Source organism: Rhodocytophaga rosea, assembly GCF_010119975.1.
GTDB classification, from domain to species: Bacteria; Bacteroidota; Bacteroidia; order Cytophagales; family 172606-1; genus Rhodocytophaga; species Rhodocytophaga rosea.
Map to the genome: position 1 here is coordinate 5,507,248 of NZ_CP048222.1, position 22,036 is coordinate 5,529,283.

20 protein-coding genes are annotated in these 22,036 nt (G+C 41.6%); 6 read left to right on the forward strand and 14 right to left on the reverse strand.

The genetic code is table 11. The features are described from left to right. Nucleotides 1-13: 13 nt before the first annotated feature. The 8 genes from GXP67_RS22775 to GXP67_RS22810 all read right to left on the reverse strand — a co-directional run bounded on the left by GXP67_RS22775 (nucleotide 14) and on the right by GXP67_RS22810 (nucleotide 9,253). Nucleotides 14-1,531: a M56 family metallopeptidase gene (locus GXP67_RS22775; protein WP_162445239.1), complete on the reverse strand. Its 1,518-nt coding sequence runs from the start codon at nucleotides 1,529-1,531 to the stop codon at nucleotides 14-16. Beyond that, nucleotides 1,528-1,890: a BlaI/MecI/CopY family transcriptional regulator gene (locus GXP67_RS22780; RefSeq protein ID WP_162445240.1), complete on the reverse strand. Its 363-nt coding sequence runs from the start codon at nucleotides 1,888-1,890 to the stop codon at nucleotides 1,528-1,530. The genes GXP67_RS22775 and GXP67_RS22780 overlap by 4 nt, the downstream gene beginning before the upstream one ends. A gap of 152 nt (nucleotides 1,891-2,042) precedes the next feature. Then, a complete protein-coding gene (locus tag GXP67_RS22785; protein ID WP_162445241.1) occupies nucleotides 2,043-3,272 on the reverse strand; it encodes a DUF3179 domain-containing (seleno)protein in 1,230 nt (409 codons plus the stop codon). Then, the gene (locus GXP67_RS22790; protein WP_162445242.1) at nucleotides 3,269-3,823 is read right to left on the reverse strand and encodes a carboxymuconolactone decarboxylase family protein; all 555 of its coding nucleotides are present in this window, start codon (nucleotides 3,821-3,823) and stop codon (nucleotides 3,269-3,271) included. Before GXP67_RS22790 ends, GXP67_RS22785 begins: the two co-directional genes overlap by 4 nt. 78 nt (nucleotides 3,824-3,901) lie before the next feature. Continuing rightward, nucleotides 3,902-5,161, reverse strand: a complete 1,260-nt coding sequence (locus GXP67_RS22795; protein WP_162445243.1) for an MFS transporter — start codon at nucleotides 5,159-5,161, stop codon at nucleotides 3,902-3,904. A 52-nt stretch (nucleotides 5,162-5,213) separates the two neighbouring features. Then, nucleotides 5,214-7,988, reverse strand: a complete 2,775-nt coding sequence (locus GXP67_RS22800) for a TonB-dependent receptor (protein WP_162445244.1) — start codon at nucleotides 7,986-7,988, stop codon at nucleotides 5,214-5,216. Between the two features lie 37 nt (nucleotides 7,989-8,025). Beyond that, nucleotides 8,026-8,589 (reverse strand): carboxymuconolactone decarboxylase family protein, encoded by a 564-nt coding sequence (locus GXP67_RS22805; protein ID WP_162445245.1) that lies wholly within the window; start codon nucleotides 8,587-8,589, stop codon nucleotides 8,026-8,028. Between the two features lie 109 nt (nucleotides 8,590-8,698). Further along, the gene (locus GXP67_RS22810) at nucleotides 8,699-9,253 is read right to left on the reverse strand and encodes a carboxymuconolactone decarboxylase family protein (protein ID WP_162445246.1); all 555 of its coding nucleotides are present in this window, start codon (nucleotides 9,251-9,253) and stop codon (nucleotides 8,699-8,701) included. 263 nt (nucleotides 9,254-9,516) lie between these two features. Between GXP67_RS22810 and fumC the strand changes: the two genes are divergently transcribed. Then, entirely contained in the window at nucleotides 9,517-10,911 is a 1,395-nt protein-coding gene (fumC, locus tag GXP67_RS22815) for a class II fumarate hydratase (protein ID WP_162445247.1), read from the forward strand. Nucleotides 10,912-10,986: 75 nt separating this feature from the next. Here fumC and GXP67_RS22820 read toward each other — a convergent pair whose 3' ends face one another. Both GXP67_RS22820 and GXP67_RS22825 read right to left on the reverse strand, forming a co-directional pair. Continuing rightward, on the reverse strand, nucleotides 10,987-11,781 hold the full coding sequence (locus GXP67_RS22820; RefSeq protein ID WP_197901554.1) for a manganese catalase family protein: 795 nt from the start codon (nucleotides 11,779-11,781) through the stop codon (nucleotides 10,987-10,989). A gap of 260 nt (nucleotides 11,782-12,041) precedes the next feature. After that, the gene (locus tag GXP67_RS22825) at nucleotides 12,042-13,073 is read right to left on the reverse strand and encodes a hypothetical protein (protein WP_162445248.1); all 1,032 of its coding nucleotides are present in this window, start codon (nucleotides 13,071-13,073) and stop codon (nucleotides 12,042-12,044) included. A gap of 575 nt (nucleotides 13,074-13,648) precedes the next feature. Between GXP67_RS22825 and GXP67_RS22830 the strand changes: the two genes are divergently transcribed. Next, the gene (locus GXP67_RS22830) at nucleotides 13,649-13,999 is read left to right on the forward strand and encodes a hypothetical protein (protein WP_162445249.1); all 351 of its coding nucleotides are present in this window, start codon (nucleotides 13,649-13,651) and stop codon (nucleotides 13,997-13,999) included. Between the two features lie 215 nt (nucleotides 14,000-14,214). Here GXP67_RS22830 and GXP67_RS22835 read toward each other — a convergent pair whose 3' ends face one another. The 3 genes from GXP67_RS22835 to GXP67_RS22845 form a co-directional block, all read right to left on the reverse strand. Further along, nucleotides 14,215-15,204, reverse strand: coding sequence for a 2-hydroxyacid dehydrogenase (locus GXP67_RS22835; RefSeq protein WP_162445250.1), 990 nt, complete (start codon nucleotides 15,202-15,204; stop codon nucleotides 14,215-14,217). A 264-nt stretch (nucleotides 15,205-15,468) separates the two neighbouring features. Further along, entirely contained in the window at nucleotides 15,469-15,945 is a 477-nt protein-coding gene (locus GXP67_RS22840) for a hypothetical protein (RefSeq protein WP_162445251.1), read from the reverse strand. Nucleotides 15,946-16,143: 198 nt separating this feature from the next. Then, nucleotides 16,144-16,401, reverse strand: a complete 258-nt coding sequence (locus tag GXP67_RS22845) for a hypothetical protein (protein WP_162445252.1) — start codon at nucleotides 16,399-16,401, stop codon at nucleotides 16,144-16,146. Nucleotides 16,402-16,597: 196 nt separating this feature from the next. Between GXP67_RS22845 and GXP67_RS22850 the strand changes: the two genes are divergently transcribed. The 4 genes from GXP67_RS22850 (at nucleotide 16,598) to GXP67_RS22865 (ending at nucleotide 20,705) form a co-directional block, all read left to right on the forward strand. Then, entirely contained in the window at nucleotides 16,598-17,575 is a 978-nt protein-coding gene (locus GXP67_RS22850; RefSeq protein WP_162445253.1) for a GSCFA domain-containing protein, read from the forward strand. A gap of 235 nt (nucleotides 17,576-17,810) precedes the next feature. Beyond that, the gene (locus tag GXP67_RS22855; protein ID WP_162445254.1) at nucleotides 17,811-18,500 is read left to right on the forward strand and encodes an SGNH/GDSL hydrolase family protein; all 690 of its coding nucleotides are present in this window, start codon (nucleotides 17,811-17,813) and stop codon (nucleotides 18,498-18,500) included. Nucleotides 18,501-18,606: 106 nt separating this feature from the next. Further along, entirely contained in the window at nucleotides 18,607-20,262 is a 1,656-nt protein-coding gene (locus GXP67_RS22860) for a sensor histidine kinase (RefSeq protein WP_162445255.1), read from the forward strand. 71 nt (nucleotides 20,263-20,333) lie between these two features. Beyond that, complete coding sequence (locus GXP67_RS22865; protein ID WP_162448031.1) at nucleotides 20,334-20,705, forward strand: DMT family protein; 372 nt, start codon at nucleotides 20,334-20,336, stop codon at nucleotides 20,703-20,705. A 3-nt stretch (nucleotides 20,706-20,708) separates the two neighbouring features. Here the strand turns inward: GXP67_RS22865 and GXP67_RS22870 are convergent, their stop codons facing one another. After that, nucleotides 20,709-21,746, reverse strand: coding sequence for an ABC transporter permease (locus GXP67_RS22870; protein ID WP_162445256.1), 1,038 nt, complete (start codon nucleotides 21,744-21,746; stop codon nucleotides 20,709-20,711). Between the last annotated feature and the right edge of the window lie 290 nt (nucleotides 21,747-22,036).

A 22,036-nucleotide genomic window follows, 5' to 3' on the forward strand; every position in this document is an offset into this window, starting at 1 on the left:
TCAATCCGTTAAGCTACTTCTTCAACTTAAACTCTATGACTCCTTTTTTATCTTCTGCACCGAATTTTCTCAAAGAATTAATATCCTTATATACATTGATGCTTGCTATTTCCTCACCTTTGATCTTATTGAGCTGTGCCTTGTCTACTACCTTTCCATCTACCAGGTACAGAATCTTATGATCCGGGGAATCAGTAGAATCGCTCTTGATAACTATCTTCCGGCCTGTTATTCCGGTATTCCCATCAGGAAAAGCCGTAAGATTATGTGCATTGATCTGAACTTCTCCAGAGAGAGTTGCACGTGCAGATTTGGCAATAGGTGTGTCAGTTAATTTTAACAGCACAATCATACCAGCCTGCGGGGTAATTGCCATTTCTGTGGTATTGAAATTTTCAAGCTGGAACACCAGTATTTTATCCTTTTCATTTACGTTTATGCTGAATTTGCCACTTGCATCGGATTGCGTACTGGTAGCTTGCCCTTTCACCTGGATATGTACACCAGATAAAGGGGTATCCCTATCTGCATCTTTTATTATGCCTGTTACAGCCCTGACCTGAATGGAAGTAGATGGTGTAACAGGTTGCTCTGGCAGTATGATTTTGCGGCTTAAGGATAATATCTGGTTTTCGATTTTCTTAGCCTGGGTTCCATGAAAAAGCAGTATACAACCAGTTAGTACTGGAAGAACCAGCGCAAATTTCAGGCGGAAGGTGAGGGGAGAAGCTGATTTGTTCATCATACGAATGCGTTTTAAGAGTCCTGATTGATTAAAGTTATTAGTGATCATAAAATTCCTTTCCGGAAGTGTAAGCCTGAGTAAGTTTGACTGGTAATTTTCCACAGAAAATCCTGTTTTCAATACAGATTGGTCAGCAATGTACTCCAGATTAAGTTTCACCAGATTTCGATGAAGCCAGGCAAAAGGATTAAACCAGAAAAAAATGGTATACACTTCCGATAGTAATCTGTCTAGGGTATGATACCCGGCGATGTGTACCTGCTCATGCTGAATAATCTGCCAAAGGGCGTCTGACTCATACGGTTCGGGATTGAGGATGAGATACCGGAAAAATGAAAACGGGCTGTCGGTTTTCGTAGATGATGCCAGCACAAAAGGATATTGGCTGATTACATTGGCATTCCGGATGAGTTTATACACCGAAAACAATTGAATGCCGAATCTGGCAAGTAAAAAGAGAACAACCGCTAAATAGAGTAAATAGGCTGTTTCCATCCAATAAGCGAAATTATGTGTGGCCGGGGTGGCAGGTTGAGAATCTGCAAAAGCAAACCGGCTCACAGGAGCCGTATCCTGTGTTAAAGGCGTATAGTTAGTCTTTTCAAGATTTAATTGTAATGGAGCAATATCCAGTAGAGGCAATCCAAGAGAAAGCGTCAAATTAGCCAGCAATACAAAACGTTTCAACTGGTGGAACGTGTCTTTGCGTAAGAACAGCCAGAATACCAGATACAGGCTGGCAAGCGTAATACTTGCTTTAATCAGATAAATTAGCAGAATACTCATTTTTTATTCTTATTAATAGCTTCAATAATTTCTTTCAATTCTGCTTCACTGATCTTCTCTTTTTCAGCAAAAAACGAAACCAGCTTTTTATAAGAATTATCAAAGTAGCTGGATAATATTTTTGAAATGAAGCCTTCCTGGTATTGTTCCCGGCTGATGAGCGGATAATATTCGTAGGTGGTGCCATAGGCCGTATAGCCAACATAGCCTTTTTCTTCCAGATTCCGGATAATAGTAGAAATCGTATTGTAATGGGGTTTGGGATCAGGCAAGTGAGGAAATAAATCCTTGACAAAACCTTTTTTTACTTCCCATAAAATTTCCATTACCTGTTCTTCTTTAGGTGTAAGCTTTTCCATACACCAAATGTAAACTATAAAATTTAGTTATGCAACTATATTTTATAGTTTATTAACGAAAAATTTAGTTGTAAAGTTTGAAAGAAAGAATTAGCTGTCTGTTAGGGAATAAAACAGCAGGAATAGAATAATAGATGAGAATTTACCAGAAATTAATTATTAACCAGCGGATTAAGCTTATTATCGCCTCGCCATAAAGTAGTAGAAGGATGGAAAAATTTCCAGGAATGCCAGTATTCCTGATATGCCTGAATTTTGGTGAGTTGTTTGCCTGCAAAAGTTCCTTCTATACACTCGCCTGTATAGTTCCACAACGATTGAGTAGCAGTATCCCGAAGGCCGGAACGAGTAGAATCAAGCGTAAATACAAGCGTTTCGTTATTTACTTTGCGGTTCCACACATGAAAAGACAAACTATCTTTTTCGATCATTACTACTACCGGAACTTGCCCGATGGTATCATTCACCAGTTGATGTTTCTGAAGTTGTTTCCAGTCGTAGGCTTTGGCTTTGCCCTGCATATCTACGCCTAATACCCAGCTTTTTCGGATCAATGTATCCGGGTTAAGGGTTGAATCCCTGTCTATGGGTTGTAATCGGTCGTAGCGCTTCAATCCATCATAGGATTCGGCATAGGTTGAATCTGGTTGTAGAACAAGAGAATGTGGATATTTTTCAAGCCAGGAGCGCAAAGAAAGTTGCTCGGCGTTGATTTCCTGCAACATTTTTCCTTTCAAAGGACCCACTGCTGCTTCTCCGGTGGCCTGATACCACCAGGATTTTGTATCCGGATCTTCTATGACCGCATTGTAATGCCTGGCACCTACGAGCCGGAAAGCCTGGTATTTGCCATTAATGACTGGGCTATATACCCGTCCTGTGCGGCACATGGTACAATAAGTCACTAATACCGGAGTAGTTCCCACACTATCCTGTACTTTGTGATGATAGCCTAAATAATTTACCGGATATGCTTTGGCTACATTGCCTTCTACCACACCAATTACTAGTAATGAATCCGGCACTATATTCTGTTTGGCATCAGAAAAACGGATGATTTCAGGTTCTTCAAACATCCGTTCAGCTTTATACATCCAGTCGGTGAAATATAATAGTCCCAGGCAAAACAGGAAAACACTTCCCCGGATGGTTTTTTGTTGCCAGTTTCCCTGGGTAAATGTTTTCCACAATGGCCAGGCTACCAGCATAAAACCAATAATGCGCGAGGGCAACACTATTTTCTCCAGATAGTATACAAACCAGATGGCTTCCATATCCTGGCTGCCGGGGAAAGGCATCAACAGGTAAGCATGTATTAAAGCGGGAACAAGCAGCAGAAATATTCCCAGCCAGAAAACGATTGTCAAAACTCGGGTACTCATACTTTTACTGGTGCCGAAGGTAATACATATCCTTTTTCTACCATCCGCTTGCCCATTTCTTCATAGGCTTCGGGTTCTGTTGGCGTAAAACTAGCCAGTCCATCTACATAGCGGTTAAACATACAAAAAGTAGCGGCTATCAGTACCGTATCATGAATCTCCTGGTCTGTGGCACCATATTGTCTGGCTAAAGCTACATCCTCGTCCGAAACAGAACGGGCATCCTGGGCGACTTTTCCGGCAATGGTGAGCAAAGATTTAAGCTTGTCAGAAATAGGTGCCGACTGGTAATCTTCCAGCACGAAATCTACCACTCCTTTTTCATCTTTAAACAAATAACGGGCAGCTGCTGCATGTGAACTCATGCAAAATACACATTCATTCTGGGAAGAAACAAAGGTAGCAATGAGTTCCCGTTCTGCTTCTGAAAGGGTAGAAGGCCCACGCAATAAAGCGCCAGCCAGTTCGTACAGGTAGTGTCCGGTTTCAGGACGGAACAATACCAGACTGCGGATGCCTGGAACGCCTTGTAATACATTTATATGTGCCATTGGAAAAGATTCAGGATTAAAAGATAACAAAATTATATACTTAAAATGCTTGCTTGCCTAAGTAAGCAGAGAAATCACTTACCCATTTCCCTCCGATGCTGAAATTTTTACATCCTTTGCTACCCAAGTGACTATAAAGCCGATAACAAAGGTGACCGAGAAAGCGAGTACAGCATTGCCATATCCTCCCAACACGGCTACCAGGGTTCCTACAAAGAAAACCACGGTTGCTGTAGCCAATCGCCCTAAATTAAAACAAAAACCGGTTGCTGTAGCCCGGATAAAGGTTGGAAATAATTGCGGTAAATACGCTGATAAAGTACCCTGGCTTATACCAAAAAACAAAGCTAGTAAAGCGGTTTCCAGGTAAATAATAGTGGAGAACACCGTATTGGTGGTAAACAGGATCAGACACATTACAAAGCTTCCGGCAAAGGTAATCAGCAGTGTTTTACGGTAGCCAATGGTATTAGACAAAAATCCGGAAATGGCTCCGCCAATAATGCCGCCGCTGCCTAAAAGCATCATGGTAATGCCTCTTTCCTGTTGCCCGGAGGTTTGAGAAGGAAACAGGCTTTGTATCCAGGTAGGCATCCAGGAAAAGATGGCCCATAATCCCACCAGCATAGCCCCGAAAATAAGCGAACCTATCCATACATTCTTGCGGTGCGCTGGCTCTAACAATAGACTGAAACTACTTGGTTTTGTTTGTAGCCTGGCTTGCGAACGCATATTGGTCCATTGGGCAGATTCTTTCAGTACGAGACTGGCGATAATAGCCATCCCAAAGGGAATCCACCCTACAAAGAAAGCTTCCCGCCAGTTTGAAACCAGATTATTAATTGCTCCGGCACTAATAATCCCGATGGGGAAGGCAATAGCCAATATGCCGAGTGCAATATTTTTAGTCTTAGCCGGCCATGTTTCCGACACTAAAATGGTAGCCAGTACCAGTACTGCCCCCACTCCTATACCTGTTATAAACCGGCAAACAATTACCATTGCCCAGGAGGTAGAAAAGCCAGTAAGAATGGTAAATACTGAATATAGTAATACAGCAGTAGTAAAAGCTTTCACCCGGCCTATACTATCCCCGGCAAAGCCAAATCCGATACCTCCCAGCATCCAGCCAAATAAATACACAGAACCAATATAGGCACCTACTCTGCCGAGTTCTGCTTCACTTACACCTCCCATCAGGTCTCTAACTACCACTGGTAAGTATACAGACATTAACGTAGAAACCAGTCCGCCGCCTATATAGCAAATCAGGCAAACGGCAAATACTATCTGCCTGGAGAAAGTAGTTTTGGGGCTAACAACCGCAGTGATCTGCATATAAAATAGAATTGAAATACTGAATAAATTTTAATAAAAATTCCTATCTGGCTTAGCGAAATAATTCATCGAAAGTGATGGATACATAATACAGTCCGCCTACTGCCGGTGAACCATACGCCTGTACAATATATTGATTTGTCAAGTTGGAAGCGCCAAGCTTGAAAATGGATTTGATAGCCGGAACTTTGTAGCTGACCTGGGCATCCAGCATGTGGTAGGCCTGTATACGTCCTGGTTGCAGTTCATTAAAAGAACCTACCCAGTTGAAAGCATCCTGCCAGTGCCAGGCTACATTGAAGCCAACATTACCCAATACACTGGGATTGGAAATACTTAGATTGGTTTTGTAAGCAGGCGTATTAAATGCAGGGATATTGTTTGGATTGGCATCTCTCAGGTTGAACTCCGTCCAGGTGGCATTTCCGCTGATAACAAAATTGGATGGCAAATAATAGGTTAATCCTAGTGTAGAACCTTGTACACTTACTTTATCTTTGGCATTCGTGTACAGCTGATAGGCTTGGCTTTTGCCATTCAATAATTCGGAAGCTGCCTGAGAATTAATACTTCCATCTGCATTTAATATCTGGCTCTGTGGCTGAATCACTACCTGGTTAAGGATAAAATCTGTATAGCTGCTGTAATAATAATTCAAATCTACTATCAGCTTTCTGCCCAGTAAACCTTTGTAGCCAATTTCGTAGCTTTCGATGCGTTCTGGTTTAATATAGGCCACATTTGATTTTTGCAGTAGACCTTTGTTTTTCTCAATTGCCTGAGGAGGTGGAGTACCAGCCCCTACATCAGCACCAAATGCACCGCCGAATGCGCCAACTGATGAAGCAGTAAACGTATTCTCATACACATTCATGCCTTTGCTGTTATTAGGAACGCCTCCTAAGATGGTAATGGGTCCGGCAAACAATTTGATATACTGGTCTACTGGCGTGGGATTGCGGAAACCAGATTGAAAAGAGGCCCGGAAGTTATGGTTTTCTGTAGGAGAAAATACAGCTGATGCCCTGGGGGTAAATCTACCTTTGAAATTTTCGTTTTTGTCGTAGCGGCCAGAGGCGGTGAGTTTGAGTTTATTATCCAGTAGTTCTTTGGAAGCCTGCACAAAAGCACCATACTCATTGATTGTGATTCTCTCGTTTTTATCATCCAATAAAGTCCCATCTGTAAACATATCATACAGGCGGTAATTACCACCGACCAGTACATTTAGCACTTTGACTTGCTTGCTGAAGTCATACTGGCCTTCGGCATGATACAGTTTGCTGTTACTAAAGATACCGGCCCCAATCTGGCCGCCATAAATACCAGTTAATCTGTCTTTTTCCCGTTCGAACTCAGCAGTGCCAGGCTGAAAACGGCCTTCATCAGCAAACCCACGGGCCGTCGAATGATTTTGAGCGGGTACATTGGAAATATTCCCGGTATACGCTGCTGTATAGCGCCCAAACCAGGTATCATCTGCTTTATCGGAAGAAACCACATTTCCGTCCAGATCTCTTACCCATGTTTTATTAATATGCTGACCAAGTGTACGGACATTATAGGAATCATGCGAATTTTCGATGGTTGTATAAGCCCTTACAAAAAACTGGCTGCCCCGAAGTTCAACCCGGTGCTGTTGCAAGGTAAAATTATTGATAGAAAAACGGCTGCTGCCAGTATAATTAGCGGTACCCTGGCCAAAATTGTATTGATAAATCGCTTCCAGGTTACTGTTGATGCGGTAATGTAAAGCGCCGTTGAGTTTAAGGCTTTTCACCCGGTAATCTGCCAGGTATTTTTCCTCATAGCCGGTACGGGAAACCCTGCCAATGCCCGGAAGTGCTCTGGCTACTTCATCCCCATATATATTCATGGCATTTTTAGCTGGGTTCGATTCACCTCTTTGCTCAATGGGTGTCCTGGAATCTACATCTGTATAATTGGTGGCATTCCAGTCGAGGCCAGTCAGGTAAGAGGCATTGATTTTGAAAGCAAACCTATTGTTAATGGCTTTGGCATAACGCAGGGCTACATCATATACCGGCGAAGCATCGGTTGAAGGATCGCTTACATGATTGATACCCACTTTGGTCATGGCACTTAAGCCCTGAAACTGGAAAGGATCTTTGCTGCGCATCATCAATACACCGTTAAAGGCAACCGGGCCATACAGGGCAGAAGCTGCGCCGGGAATCAATTCTACGCTTTCTGCATCCAGGTCGGAAAGTCCGAATAAATTACCCACGGCAAAGTTGAGTCCGGGGGTCTGGTTATCTACGCCATCTACTAATTGTAAAAAACGGCTGTTTCCAGTACCGGCAAAACCACGGGTATTGATGGCTTTATAGGTAAGCCCGCTGGTGACCATATCCAGCGATTTCATATGCTGCAAGCCATCGTAAAAATTAGCCGACGGTGTCTGTTGAATGCTGCGGATATCCATTTTTTCAATGCTTACCGGCGAGCGCATGATATTCTCTTCCACTCTGGAGGCGGAAATCACCACTTCCTGCATGAGGGTAGTTTGAGGAGAAAGAGAAATTGCTATACTCGTACTGGCGGCTGAAAGATCCACTTCCTGCCGTTCATAGCCCACAGCTGATACAGTAAGCGTAAGAGGAAAAGATAGGTTAGTAGAAAGGCTGAATTCCCCTTTGTTGTCGGTTGTGGTACCAATGATGCTTCCTTTCACCCAGACATTAGCCCCAACCAGCCCCTGGCTGGAGGAACCATCTGTAATTTTTCCGGAAATCGTAGACTGGGCGTAAGTAAATCCGGAAAATAAAATCAACAGTAGAATTATGTAGTAGGAGAAATGTTTCATAAGAAATTAAGTAGCGATACACGTGATAAGAAAAAGTCTAAGAAGTTTTAAGATGATCATACCCCTGGGGCATCCGGGTATACCCATGGTGAACAATCCGGTCGCCCAGCCGCTGATAAAAAGCTGGATCTGTAGGCGTTACGCTGGCTAAGCCATCTACATATTTGTTATAGAGGCAAAACAGCGAAGCAATCAACACTGTATCATGAATTTCTATATCCGTAGCCCCGGCAGCTTTGGCCTGCTCAATAATACCGGTAGTCACTTTTTTCCCAGACTGCTGGACAAGCCTTGCAATCTGGAGCAGTATTTTCATTTTCTCACTGACAGGTGCTTGCGAGGGATCATTTTTTACTGCTTCGCTGGTGGTATGGTCACCCAGCAGTAAATCGGCCGCTGCCGTATGGGCGGTTGTACAAAAGCGGCACTGGTTGCCGTGGGAAACGACTGTAGCAATCAGTTCGCGTTCGCCTTGGGTGAGGGTAGATTCTCCCCGCAATAAGATCTGGGTAAGATTCCGGATAGGCATCGCCGTATCGAGTCGGTATTCAAGTAAGCCGGTAATGCCGGGCAAATGGTCAGGTAAAGGAATATGTGGCATAATTTTGACAAAATGTTTCCTTGCTTTCCCAGCAGGGCTGGAAAAGGATTAAAATCAATGAATATTAATGTAATTATAGCTGGTTGCGGAACTTGGGGAGGATGATCGATTACATCGGTATAGGAACGGAATTTAAATATCCTTCTTCTGCCAGTCTCTTTCCAGCCTCTGCATACCGGTCTACCTGTTGAGGAGCAAAAGTGCCTAAGCCGTCTACGTAGCGGTTGAACATGCAAAAAGCAGCGGCGATTAATACCGTATCATGGATCATATTGTCGGTAGCGCCTAAATTTCTGGCAGTTTCAATGTCTTCTGTCGTCACATTTCTGCCACTTTCTTTCACCTTACCTGCAATATTGAGCAGTGCCTGCATAACCGGCCTGATTTCCAGACCATCCGTTACACTGTCTCTGGTGACATCTATAAAGCGGGCAGGTTTTCCAAAATGAGATAAGGAAGCATTTAAATGAGTATTGGAGCAGAAAGTGCAGATATTCAGACGGGAAACATGCGCTGCAATGAGTTCCCGCTCAGCGGCAGATAAGCCTTCATTGGTTTGCAGAAGCACTTCGGCTACGCCATTCAAGGCTCTGGCCGTATGAGGCCACTGCATCATGAGTCCGACTATACCAGGCATGTTATTATTCAGGTGTACATGTGCCATTACTAAAGATTTAGATTAAAAGGTGAAATAGTTTAATTTTTCAGGGATAAAAGATAGAAAGTAAAATTTTTTGATGCCCGGCAAATACTTCAATCTGCCCATTTGTTATCTGAAAAAACGGTTTTATTGTTTGAATGTAAAGTTTATAATGAGAAGAGCTACCACCACCTGACGTTTGGTTTTTTAGGATTGCACTGCTTTTGCTGATTTCATTACTCATCCTCAACTTTTCTTTGTTAATTCGCAGACCAAAATTGAAGATTATGGAATACCGCATAGAAAAAGACACGATGGGCGAGGTAAAAGTACCTGCCGACAAATATTGGGGTGCTCAAACCCAGCGTTCTAAAGAAAATTTTACCATTGGCGGACACCTGATGCCGGTGGAAATTATCCAGGCATTTGCTATTCTGAAAAAAGCAGCGGCCAGAACCAACCAGGAACTAGGCGTATTACCTGCCGAAAAAGCAGATATTATTGCCCAGGTATGTGATGAAATCCTGGCCGGCAAACTCGATGACCAGTTTCCGCTGGTGGTATGGCAAACTGGTTCCGGTACACAATCCAATATGAATGTGAACGAGGTAGTGGCTAACCGGGCGCACGTACTGCTGGGTGGCAAATTATTGGATGACAAAAAGAAAATCCACCCAAACGATGATGTAAACAAATCGCAATCCTCGAATGATACTTTCCCTACGGCGATGAGTATTGCTGCCTATAAACTGGTGGTGGAACATACCATTCCTATGGTGCAAAAGCTGCGTAATACCTTGCAGCAGAAATCTGAGGCATTTAAAGAAGTAGTAAAAATAGGCCGTACCCACTTTATGGATGCGACCCCCCTCACTTTAGGCCAGGAATTTTCAGGCTATGTAGCCCAGCTGGATCATGGCATAAAAGCCTTGCAGAATACCTTAGCTCATTTATCTGAACTTGCGCTGGGCGGAACAGCCGTAGGAACAGGACTGAATGCACCTAAAGGATATGCTGAACTGGTAGCGAAAAAAATCTCTGAATTTGCCGGACATTCTTTCAAAACGGCTCCGAATAAATTTGAATCCCTGGCTGCCCATGATGCTGCCGTGGCCACTTCTGGCGCTTTAAAAGGTTTAGCGGTAAGCCTGATGAAAATTGCCAACGACATCCGGATGCTTTCTTCCGGCCCAAGGTCTGGCATTGCCGAAATTCTGATTCCGGAAAATGAGCCTGGTTCTTCTATTATGCCCGGTAAAGTAAATCCAACCCAGGTAGAAGCCTTAACGATGGTGTGTGCCCAGGTAATTGGCAATGATGCAGCGATTACCATTGGCGGCATGAACGGCCATTTCGAACTGAATGTATTTAAACCAGTGATTATCTTTAACCTGCTGATGGCTGCCAGATTGATTGGCGATGCCTGTGATTCTTTCGATAAAAATTGTGCGATTGGTATTGATCCCAACTATCCGGTGATCGAGAAAAACCTGGAAAATTCACTGATGCTGGTTACCGCTCTTAATCCGCATATTGGGTATGAAAATGCGGCTAAAATTGCCAAAAAAGCCCATAAAGAAGGCACCTCTCTGCGTCAGGCAGCACTGTCGCTCAATCTGCTCACCAATGAACAATTCGACCAGTGGGTAATTGCCAAAGATATGATTGGAGAACTGAAATAGGCAAGGATTCCAAAATAACAAATGGTCGGGTTAGAATACCCGACCATTTGTTTATATCAGAATAAACGTATTACCTTAAAACTTAATGCCCATTTTAGCGGCAGCAGCGGCAAACATATCCGGATCAATTCCATCTGACCCAGGTGCATTCAGTTGAGGTTCTTCCTCCAGGTCGGGAGCCGGAACGCCTTCGGGCGAGCCGAATATCACTTCAAGCGGCTGGCCATCTTCCGGATGCGGACCATTGAATATACTTCCTACCTGCTGATAATCATTCTGGCTAAAGGTATATAATATCCGGTGTAAGCCACTGGATTCATATTTACGGGTTTCCGGAAAAGCTTTATTACTCAGATCTGGCACAGGTACCAGTTTGGTAACGGCCACACCAGTGAGTTGCTCCAGCGCACGGGCATAAGCCACTACGTGTACGCCGCCACGAACCAGCAGATAGCCTACCATTTCACGGGCTGTTGGGTCTGTTACCATTTCATAGGCCCGCATTTTATTGGCTCTCGCAGCGCATTCCAGAAAGAAATTATGTAACAGATCCAGTTTCAGGTTGCCACTGCTGAATACATTCTGCCCAGTCCACCAGTCACGCATCGAATCCATTGGAAAGGAAGCCTGGCCACTGGCAATAAAATGGCGGGAATTACGGGCATCAGTGGCTTTTTTCAAAGGGCCAGGTTCAGGATCAAATCCACGTTTGGTCGTTCCGGTCAGCAGCAGATTGATTGCATAAGAAACTACTTCAATGTGGCCGTATTCTTCGCCGGCAATACTGTATATCAGGTCATAGAAAGGACGCAAACGCTTTCTTCCTCTGAAATTAAACGACTGGTAGGTATAATTCATTAAGGTTGACATTTCGCCAAATTTACCACCCAGCATTCCTGGATAGCAGCGGCATCATTGGGAGAGGGATTGCTGGGTTGGGGCAGCTCAATAGGCAGCCGGTCCATACGTAAGATCATATTAAGGTAGTTTGAGTTTTATAAAATGAATAATTATTTCCTGCATAAAAGGCAAATACAAGTGAGAGTTGTTATAATAAGTTTATCAATTTTGCTAAAATAGAATTTTTCTAATAAAATTTTTTTAAAAGTTACAGCCTAATTCGCCATCTTTTAACGATTGTTCCTTGTTGTATTTTTCTTTCGGGCTTTTCGTTTTGCCTGTCGCCTGCGGTCTTCCTGTTCCTGCATCTCAAGTACCATAGCAAGTACTTCATCCATATCAATTTCCATATGAGGTTCTGGCTGAAGTTCCCTGGCAAGCGATGCGGGCATGATCCCAGTCTTCAGGAAAGTTTGCAATCCATCACGCAAAGCAGTAAGTCCGTCGATAGCCTGGTCCATATCATGGGTCATATATTGGAGCATACCATCATTCTTTTTCATGTGTTTATGCATTTTTCCTGCCTCCGAGCGGTTAATATTAGCTGTTTCTTTTTTTGTACGCCGCAACTGGGCATCCAGCAGTTCTATGTCTGACATCAGGCGGTCTATCTGTTTCTGGAGTTGGTCAATCAGGGAAACAGAATCAGTTACTTCGGCATACTCACTAGTTAGGTACTGGGCTTCAATGGCAAGTAATGCGGCCATGTCTCCATTTTTGTAAGCTTCATTGATGCGTTGCATGAGGATATGCAGTTCCTCAGATTCTTTATTGTTTCTGGCTTTATCCGGATGAAAACGAGTGGCCAGTTTCAAAAATAACTTGCGGATATTTTGTCCTTCAATGGGTGCCGGGCTTACGGCAAAGGCGGAGAAAAAATCTGCCGACCGGGCTTCCTGTTCTTCCCAGGTATTTTCTCCTTCAGAGGTTTCTTTTTGTTCGGCTGGTGATTCAGTATCCATATCTTTCGCCATCTGTTTAAGTATCTTTTTCTCCCGCTTGGTTAATAATCTGGATGTACTGGCATCGGTGAGCAATTTTTGCAGTTCTTGTTGCAATTGTTTTAAAACAAGCATTTTCGCCTGTATCACAGCAAAAGCCTGCCTTTGTATAGCAATCATGTCTTCTTTTAATTGCTGTATCTTTGATTTTTCAGTTTCCAGTTTTTTTAATAATGCCTGATATTTTTTCTGCAGCGATTTTAACTCAGCTTCTTTTTCGGTAAGTACAGGATTGATGATCAGTTCTTTTTTTACAGACATGCCAATAGATTTTGGTGGTTGATGAATGTAAATCTAATAAGAAAGTACAAACTAGTTTTTTTGCAGTGTATCTCAAGGCCAAAACATTGTTTTAAAATTAATAGCAGCGATTTTATTTTCTTTAATTGAATTATCCATTTCATTAGTCTTATTCATTCAATCTGATATAAAGCCTATTTGAAAAATTAAATATATCAATCTGTACGGATACCCGAATAATATATGTCCATAGGTTGATCTGAAAAAAATATTATATTTTAATGGGAAATGTCAAAATATTTACGTTAATTAATTTCCCGTTTCTCTTATTAAAAGAGGCTTGACTTATTTAAACCAGCCTTTAAAGTATAAATAATCTTAAGTTTATTCCCTTTTTTAAGCAACCATTAGCCCGTGGAAACTTTGTTATGTTAAAATTTTATAGCTGAAAATTTCATTTATAACTAACATAAAATTAAAATATTACAAAAGTGTATTTTGTAAATTATTGATTATGAATAATAAATAATTATAAACATGCAACTTTGCGTAGTAAAATGAAGTAAAAAACTCATGTCTAATCGATTATTACCGCTATGCAACACACCCATCTTCAGAACCTGCAAAAATTTAAGGAATTCACATACATCGAGCCCCGGTTGAGGGATCTGTATGTAGAAATCAAGAACCTTAGCGAAAAGGATGTAGCCGCATATGGACTAGTAACCCGAATGTGGCTTGAAAAGTACAAGCCGCAATTGATGGAATTAGTAGGACATAACCGTCCTTACCAGGATGAACTGGCTACCGATGAAGCGTATAAAGTAGCTTATAATGCGTTATTTAATGTGTTGCCTTACGGTAATATTGATGAAGAAGAATATGATGATGAGTTTGAGGAAGAATATGAATTTAAATCATGGTATGAACATTATCTGAATTATTGATACCCCAAATGCTGATTTTTTGTGTTTTATACATGTATAGTTAATTTTTTTCGCACACGCTATATGTTTGTGTGCCCTATTTTTATATGTAGAACACCCTGACAGGGTACAAGAAATTTTTATAAAACCGGAAGTAGCACTATATAACAAACCTGGCTTTGTGATAGCTCACAAAGCCAGGTTTGTTTTGTTGTAGAGGGATATGTAGAGGTTATTTAACGTACTGCATTCACCAGTGCTTTTTGTTGTTCAAAATCAGAAATGTTTTGCAGAGTAACCTGTGCAATACCTTGCAGGGCATTTCTGGTAAAAAATGCCTGATGGCCGGTAATAAGCACATTGGGGAAAGAAAGCAGGCGCATAAATATATCATCCTGTATCACTTTCTCTGAGAGGTCTTCAAAAAAAAGATCAGCTTCTTCTTCATAAACATCCAGTCCTAAATATCCGATATGTTCTGTTTTTAATGCCTCAATTACATCTGGTGTATCAATAAGCGCACCCCGGCTGGTATTGATCAGCATTACTCCCCGTTTCATTTTTGCAATGGCGTTGCGGTTGATCAAATGCCTGGTTTGCGGGGTAAGCGGACAATGCAGGGAAATGATATCCGATTGTGTATAAATTTCATCCAGTGAGCTATAAACTACACCCATTTGCTCACATTCCTGGTCAGTGGCGACATCATAACCCAAGACCTGGCATCCGAATCCTTTTAAAATCTGGGCAGTAACTTTGCCAATTTTTCCCAAGCCGATCAAACCGACCGTTTTCCCATGTAAGTCAAAACCCATCAATCCATTCAAGGAGAAATTTCCCTCCTTCACCCGGTTATACGCCCGGTGTGTTTTGCGGTTCAGGGTGAGTATAAGAGCAAGGGTATGTTCGGCTACCGAATAAGGTGAATACGCTGGTACCCGAACTACTTGTATGCCGGCCTGGGCAGCAGCAGCTAAATCTACATTGTTATAACCGGCACACCGCAATGCAATCAGCTTTACACCTACATCCGCCAGTTGTTGTATCACCTCTTTGTTTGCCACATCATTTACAAAAATGCATACTGCCTGATAATTAGTGGCCAGCGAAGCTGTTCCGGTATGTAAAGGAACATCCAGAAAGTACAATTCGTGAGAATGGTGCTGGTTATCCGATTGAAAAAATTGTCTGTCATAGGTTTTAGAGCTGAAAAATATTACCTGCATAGCTTTTTGTTTTTGCGCAAAAATAGAGTTTTCCTCTGGCCCACCAACACAATTTTATAAAGCTCTGAATAGTAGTGAAAAAGAATAAAGTTTTTTGTGAATGTTTTAATTTAAAACAAGCATGGCCTTATAACTTATATGACAGGTATATTGATTGAGCAGCAGCGACACTTATGAGGGATGAGCAAAAGGCAAACGCAATACATCCACATAAAAAAAGCCGGATCATCAGTCCAGCTTTGTAACAAAAATACCTGTGTAGGCTTAGAATCTTTTTCTTAGATACGACTCTACTTCCTGAGGTTTAAATATTTTTTTGCTTGGATTTCTTTCCAGCAGCACCGATAAAGACCGGTGATGCATCTCATCCAATCGTGATTCGAGCAATAGATCTTTCAGGTTACTTCTCGAAATAGTTTCTACTGTCCAGCGATTATCATTTTTTTCATACAATTGCTTGTCTATTAATGTACCCAGGTGCTGAAACACTTCTGCTTCGCTCCAGGGGGCCGTTTGTACAGGCTTAAAAGTATCAATACCCAGGTCAAATTTCAGATGCAATTGCTGCTTTCTGAGGTTGTTGTTAAGCATTTCAAAAATGGTCGTTTTTAATGACGGACTTGCAAAACGGTTGTCCATCAGGCTGCGAAGTGCCATCCGGCTGATAAATCCGTCTTTAGACAAATTTTCAACCCTGGCTACGAATTGCTTTTCATCCCATTGATGCGTATAGTTTGACATAGTAGTAATATTTGATGAGTATCCTGTGTGAAAATTTTAAATAATGGTTTAATTCGCAGGTCAAGATGGTAACCCTGTTTTTACAGGCAAAGGCTATTTGGGTAAAGTTGCGGAGAGCTGTTTTGCTAAGTTCTTTATCAGAACTATATAGATACCTATGATTACAATGACAGATATTACGTCCTATACTAAAAGATACTAGTCTTCATCTTCTTCATCCATATCTTCATCTGCATCTTCCTCAATATCTTCATCATAGGTAAATTCTTTGTCATCTTCTACAGCCAGCTGGTTAAAATCTATATCACCCAATGACTCAGAAAAGAAATCGTCGTCATCTTCATCCGCAGAAGGGTCATAATAATCGCTGGGCGTAGCATACGAGCGGCTCATGGTACGGGCAGAATTTGTAGTAGTCTTAGTAACAGGCTGAAAGGCGCATAAAGATTGTAACATAGCTTTGATGTTTAAAATTAAGCAAAAACAGGTGCTTGAATATGGAATCTAAATTCTCAAAAACATTGATGAGAGTAAAGTATAAATTCCCGGCCTATCTTACGTATTACAGTTTTAGCAGGAATGTGTACCATTATTTGCTGTATATTGAGGCATATTTTACTTTCCGGTAGTTTTTATTTAATAATTTACCGCTATGCTTTTCAGAACAGAACTTGTTGTAAAGCCTTTTCCGGTGCAATTATCGCTTGATTCCCGGATTTTATCGGTGGGCTCATGCTTTGCAGAAGTAATCGGTAACCAGCTGAAAACAAATAAGTTTAAAGTAATAATTAACCCATTCGGAACCATTTTTAATCCGGTTTCTCTCACAAGTTTGCTGGAAACAAGTTTGACTTCAAAAAAGGTAACCGCCAGCCGCATGATTGAAAGCCTGGGAATATGGTACCATTACGATTTGCATTCCAGTATTTCGGCTTCCGGCCAGGATAAACTCATCGGGATGATCGAAGAAAAAATGGAGCAGACTGCTCACTTTATCGCCCAGGCCGACTGGATTTTTATAACCATGGGAACCGCCTTTGTTTACCAGTTTCAAGACTCCGGCGAGATCGTGGCTAATTGCCACAAAATGCCTTCCAGGCTATTCACCAAACGATTACTTGAGATACATGAGATTACAGAGGCAGTACATGCTTTATACAATCAATTAATAAAATTACGTCCGCAGGTACGCCTGTTACTGACCGTGAGCCCGGTACGTCATATCAAGGATGGCATTCTTGAAAACCAGGTAAGCAAATCGATACTCCGCCTGGCCTGCCATCAATTAACGCAGCAATTTGACCATATCTATTATTTCCCCAGCTACGAACTGATGATGGATGACCTGCGGGAGTACCGTTTTTACAAACAAGATCTGATTCATCCTTCCGGAATGGCCGAAGAATATATATGGGATAAGTTTGTACACGCATTGGTAGATATACCTACGCAGGCATTCATAAAGGAATGGCAAACTATCAGGCAGGCATTAGCCCATCAGCCTTTTCATCCGGAAACTGCCACCCATCAGCAATTTCTCAGGCAAACCTTAGCTAAATTGAAAGCACTGGCAAATAAAGTGGATCTACAGCAGGAAATTGCTCTGGTGGAAAAACGTATATATGAGTAGTATGTTATATAGACTTTAGCTGATCACAATTGCGCATACTCAAAACGTTTGACAAGTTCTCACCAATACTAAAACTTGTGTTTAGATAGCTCTATCGGGGTAAAATTATAGTCATTCCGGAAATAGTGTTTATAATAGATAAAGAGTTAAACAATAAAATGTATCTGTGAAAATTTGGTTTGATAGACTAATCAGATATATTGACCCTTATTTTTGATTAATTGGGTTATTATCTATGAACAAACAATTAAAACAGATTATTATCTGGCTGCTTATTCCTTCCATTGCCTTTTCAGGTTTTGTAATGCTTCCCAAGAAAAAGAAGATAGTATTCTTTGGCGACTCTATTACCCAGGCGGCTGTACAGCCGGATGGCTATATTGATGTATTAAATAAAACACTGGCCCAGAAAGGGAAAAGTGATAAATTTGAATTAATTGGTGCCGGCATCAGCGGCAATAAAGTGACTGATCTACAAAAACGCCTGGAGAAAGATGTGCTTTCCAAACAACCAGACCTGGTCATTATTTATATAGGCATTAACGATGTCTGGCATTTTACCCATCCTAATACCAACGGCCAGGGCACCCCTGCCGACAAATTTGAGGCAGGACTTATAGATGTAATTACACAAATTAAAAATACAGGTGCTAAAGTGGTACTTTGTACGCCCAGTGTAATTGGCGAAAAAACAGATGGCAGTAATCCGCAGGATAAAATGCTGGATGAATATTCAGACATCAGCCGGAAGGTAGCCAAAGCTACTGGTAGCAAGCTATGTGACCTGCGTAAAGCTTTTATAGATCACTTAAAAACAAATAATACAGCCAATCAGGATAAAAATATTCTTACTAGTGATGGCGTGCATTTAAATAAAGAAGGAAACGCTTTTGTAGCTGCCCAAATGAGCAAATTTCTGAAATAGAGTACATAAAAGTTTTGTATCTGTTTCAAATCGGGAATCTGTTAATTTATTTCATTCAAATTATTTAATGTTTTTTATGCTGACACTTACCTAATAAACTACTGCTATGGACCTGAGAGGAGTTTTTAAAGGCTATACCATTTACTGGATTGTACTTCTCATCACCTTTTTACTGATCGGAAACATCTACCTCATTTATCAGAACAGTGAGACCATCAGACGAAATGTAGCCATCTATGAGGAAGCAGAAAAAATAAAGGTAAATACCACAGAAGTAATCAGAAATCTGCACCTGATCGACATGATGCTGCGGAGTTATGCGCTGACGAATAACAATGATTTTTTAGAAACAGCAGATAGTTGCATTCAAAATAAGGACATTATCTATTCCAGTCTGGAAAACTCGCTTCATAAGCAGGGGTATGACATGGAAAAATTCACCTCCATGCGGGAAGGGGTTTATAAGTATTATACCGTTATCGATGACATGAAAACCCATCTATTAAAGGGTGAAAAGGAAAAATTTTCAGAAATACTTAAACCTGATCCTGGATTTAGTGCCTGGACAGCTTTTAATTCCTTTAGTAAGGATGTAAATGATTTTGAGAATAATATAAAGCAGCAAGCCTATGCAGAATATCTGGAAGCTGTCCGCAATAGTTATTTGCTTCAGATTATTCTCTTCTTTCTGGCAGTTCCTACGCTCGCCTTTATGGCCTATCATGCGAGACGGGATTTTTACCTGTCTGAAAAACTCCGGCAATCTACTGAGGAAAACTATACAATTGTGGCCGAACAAAATGAAATGCTCGAACGGATGGTGAGAGAGCGCACCAAAGAAGTGGTCGAGCAAAATAAAATGATAGGTGCCCAGTATGAGGAAATTACCGCTCGCAATGAGCAGCTGGAATTGCACCAGAGAGAAATAGAAGCACGTAGAAATGAATTGGGTGAGCAATATGCAGCTTTGCAGGAAGCCAACAAAATTATTGAGCAGCAACACCACGAAATTCAATCCAAACACGATGAACTGGCCAGGGAAGTAGAGAGGCAGACGTATGATTTAAAACAAACCAATCTGGAACTGATTGAATACAACCGGAGCCTGGAACAGTTTGCCTACATTATTTCTCATAACCTGAGAGGTCCGATGGCCCGGTTAACTGGCCTGGCTTCTATTCTTGAAATGGCTCAAAATGATTCAGAAGCCAAATCAATTATCGGGATGATGGTGAAGTCTACCCACGATCTCGATCAGGTGATTAAAGACCTTACCATGATTCTGGAAGTACAAAAGACCGGTTCGCAGATGCTGAGCGAAATTAAGCTGGATGCGCTTGTAGATAAGGCAACTACTATCCTTACGGCTGAAATTCAGGAGACCGGCGCTTTAATAAAAAGAGAATTAGGCGCAAAATCCGTTTACTCACTGGCTCCTTACCTGGAGAGCATTATATATAATCTGTTTAGCAACGCCATCAAATACCGCCATCCCAACAGGCGTCCTGAAATTTCTATCACTTCTGTACGCGAAAATGGCTATACCAGAATCGATGTAGGAGATAATGGCCTCGGAATGGACTTGAAAACTTATAAAAACAATTTATTCAATCTCTATAAACGTTTTCATTTTCATGTGGAAGGAAAAGGCCTTGGATTATATCTGGTAAAAACGCAAATCATGGCTTTAGGCGGAAAAATCGAAGTTAAAAGCGAACCCGAACAAGGTACTATTTTTTCCCTTTTTCTGAAAAACGCATAATATGCCAGTTTTTTGTCGCTTATTATAAAAGTACAACCCAAAATTTGAGTACTATTGCCGAAAAAATACCTATGAAAGGCGTTTATTCCATCCTGCTGTTGATCCTATCCAATATATTTATGACTTTAGCCTGGTATGGACATTTGCAGTTTAAACATATTTCCTGGCTCAAAGGCCTGGGTCTGGTAGCAGTGATCATGATCAGCTGGGGACTGGCTTTTTTCGAATATATCTTTCAGGTGCCTGCCAATAAAATTGGCTACCGCGACAATGGAGGGCCGTTTTCATTGTTTGAGTTAAAAACCATCCAGGAAGCCGTTTCACTGATTGTGTTTATCCTGATCACCGTTTTTGTGTTCCGCACAGAAAAAATGGCCTGGAACCATATGGTTGGCTTTCTGCTGATTGTGCTGGCAGTTTTTTTTATCTTCAAAAAATGGTAAGTATTATGCTTTAATGCGGTGTTTGAGCCGGTCAATGGCTACAGCGCCGATGATAATTACGCCGATAATTACCTCCTGTACAAAGTTAGGCACACCCAGCATATTACAGCCGTTGCGCAGTACCGCCATAATGAGTGCGCCAATAATAGAGCCCATGGCACTTCCTTCGCCTCCACTCAATGAGCCTCCTCCAATTACCACCGCTGCAATAATATCGAGTTCCATACCGGCAGCTGCTGTAGGGTCGCCTACCGTCAGGTTGCTGTACTGCATAATGGAAGATATCCCGACAAACATGGAACTGAGGGTGTAAATAGCAATACGGTTAAGTGAAATATTAATTCCACACAAGCGGGCTGTTTTTTCATTAGAACCAATTGCAAAAATATATCGGCCAAAAACAGTATACTTTAACAGAATAGCGGTAAAGGCTACCAGCAAAATGGTCATCCATACACCGGGAGCAAAAATGAGCCAGCCTGGTTCAGGGTCGAGTAGCATGAGTTTTTGCAGGCCATTGGCAGGTGTACTCACGGTTTGTTCTTTTCCAATCCATTTGGCAATACCCCTGGCAATTTGCATCATACCCAGCGTGATAATAAAAGGTACAATTTTAAGCCTGGAAGTAGTAAGACCGATCAGCCAGCCACAAACCGCACAAGCAGCAATGCCACCAATGGCTGCCAAAAATGAAATCCCCACGCCTGCTTCCGGTACATTACCCCCCATGTTAAGTATGGTTGCAATGACCACGGTGCCCAGTGCGATCTGCGAACCTACACTCAGGTCGATGCCACCGGAAATAATCACAATGGTCATGCCCATTGCAGCAATACCCACAATAACCGTTTGCGTAATAATGGTTTTTATATTATAAAAGCTGTAAAACTCAGGTGGACAGAGAATAATAAACAGGATAAACACCGAAAGCAATCCAAAAAACGGAGCAAACTGGAGAATGATCTTTTTAGGTCCTGGCAATCGTCCGGCGCCTGCTGGTGTATTTACTGGTAATGGCTCTACTTCTATTTTTGAAGACATATGTCAAAAATTCTTAATAAACTAGTTCAGGTGGCTATGTGACTAAAAATGATAATAAACAAGGTGGGTAATTTACTTAAATTTTATTCAATTTCTGAACAGAAGATAGTTTAGCCTTGAAAAGTTAATATTCCGGAAAAACTTTCAAGCTTTAAAATGCTGTATATGCGACTTTAGAGTTCCTTCACAAACAGATGGTTTGTGCCATATATCTTTGTTTAGGAAAGAAGTATACGGCAACATCTTCTATAAAATGAAATGCGCATCGTTTGTTTCTGAGAAAAAATCAG

Bases quoted from the DNA above. Each gene is read 5' to 3' on its own strand.
- GXP67_RS22775 (WP_162445239.1), bottom strand. From the start codon at position 1,531: ATGAGTATTCTGCTAATTTATCTGATTAAAGCAAGTATTACGCTTGCC.
- GXP67_RS22780 (WP_162445240.1), bottom strand. From the start codon at position 1,890: ATGGAAAAGCTTACACCTAAAGAAGAACAGGTAATGGAAATTTTATGG.
- GXP67_RS22785 (WP_162445241.1), bottom strand. From the start codon at position 3,272: ATGAGTACCCGAGTTTTGACAATCGTTTTCTGGCTGGGAATATTTCTG.
- GXP67_RS22790 (WP_162445242.1), bottom strand. From the start codon at position 3,823: ATGGCACATATAAATGTATTACAAGGCGTTCCAGGCATCCGCAGTCTG.
- GXP67_RS22795 (WP_162445243.1), bottom strand. From the start codon at position 5,161: ATGCAGATCACTGCGGTTGTTAGCCCCAAAACTACTTTCTCCAGGCAG.
- GXP67_RS22800 (WP_162445244.1), bottom strand. From the start codon at position 7,988: ATGAAACATTTCTCCTACTACATAATTCTACTGTTGATTTTATTTTCC.
- GXP67_RS22805 (WP_162445245.1), bottom strand. From the start codon at position 8,589: ATGCCACATATTCCTTTACCTGACCATTTGCCCGGCATTACCGGCTTA.
- GXP67_RS22810 (WP_162445246.1), bottom strand. From the start codon at position 9,253: ATGGCACATGTACACCTGAATAATAACATGCCTGGTATAGTCGGACTC.
- fumC (WP_162445247.1), top strand. From the start codon at position 9,517: ATGGAATACCGCATAGAAAAAGACACGATGGGCGAGGTAAAAGTACCT.
- GXP67_RS22820 (WP_197901554.1), bottom strand. From the start codon at position 11,781: ATGTCAACCTTAATGAATTATACCTACCAGTCGTTTAATTTCAGAGGA.
- GXP67_RS22825 (WP_162445248.1), bottom strand. From the start codon at position 13,073: ATGTCTGTAAAAAAAGAACTGATCATCAATCCTGTACTTACCGAAAAA.
- GXP67_RS22830 (WP_162445249.1), top strand. From the start codon at position 13,649: ATGCAACACACCCATCTTCAGAACCTGCAAAAATTTAAGGAATTCACA.
- GXP67_RS22835 (WP_162445250.1), bottom strand. From the start codon at position 15,204: ATGCAGGTAATATTTTTCAGCTCTAAAACCTATGACAGACAATTTTTT.
- GXP67_RS22840 (WP_162445251.1), bottom strand. From the start codon at position 15,945: ATGTCAAACTATACGCATCAATGGGATGAAAAGCAATTCGTAGCCAGG.
- GXP67_RS22845 (WP_162445252.1), bottom strand. From the start codon at position 16,401: ATGTTACAATCTTTATGCGCCTTTCAGCCTGTTACTAAGACTACTACA.
- GXP67_RS22850 (WP_162445253.1), top strand. From the start codon at position 16,598: ATGCTTTTCAGAACAGAACTTGTTGTAAAGCCTTTTCCGGTGCAATTA.
- GXP67_RS22855 (WP_162445254.1), top strand. From the start codon at position 17,811: ATGAACAAACAATTAAAACAGATTATTATCTGGCTGCTTATTCCTTCC.
- GXP67_RS22860 (WP_162445255.1), top strand. From the start codon at position 18,607: ATGGACCTGAGAGGAGTTTTTAAAGGCTATACCATTTACTGGATTGTA.
- GXP67_RS22865 (WP_162448031.1), top strand. From the start codon at position 20,334: ATGAAAGGCGTTTATTCCATCCTGCTGTTGATCCTATCCAATATATTT.
- GXP67_RS22870 (WP_162445256.1), bottom strand. From the start codon at position 21,746: ATGTCTTCAAAAATAGAAGTAGAGCCATTACCAGTAAATACACCAGCA.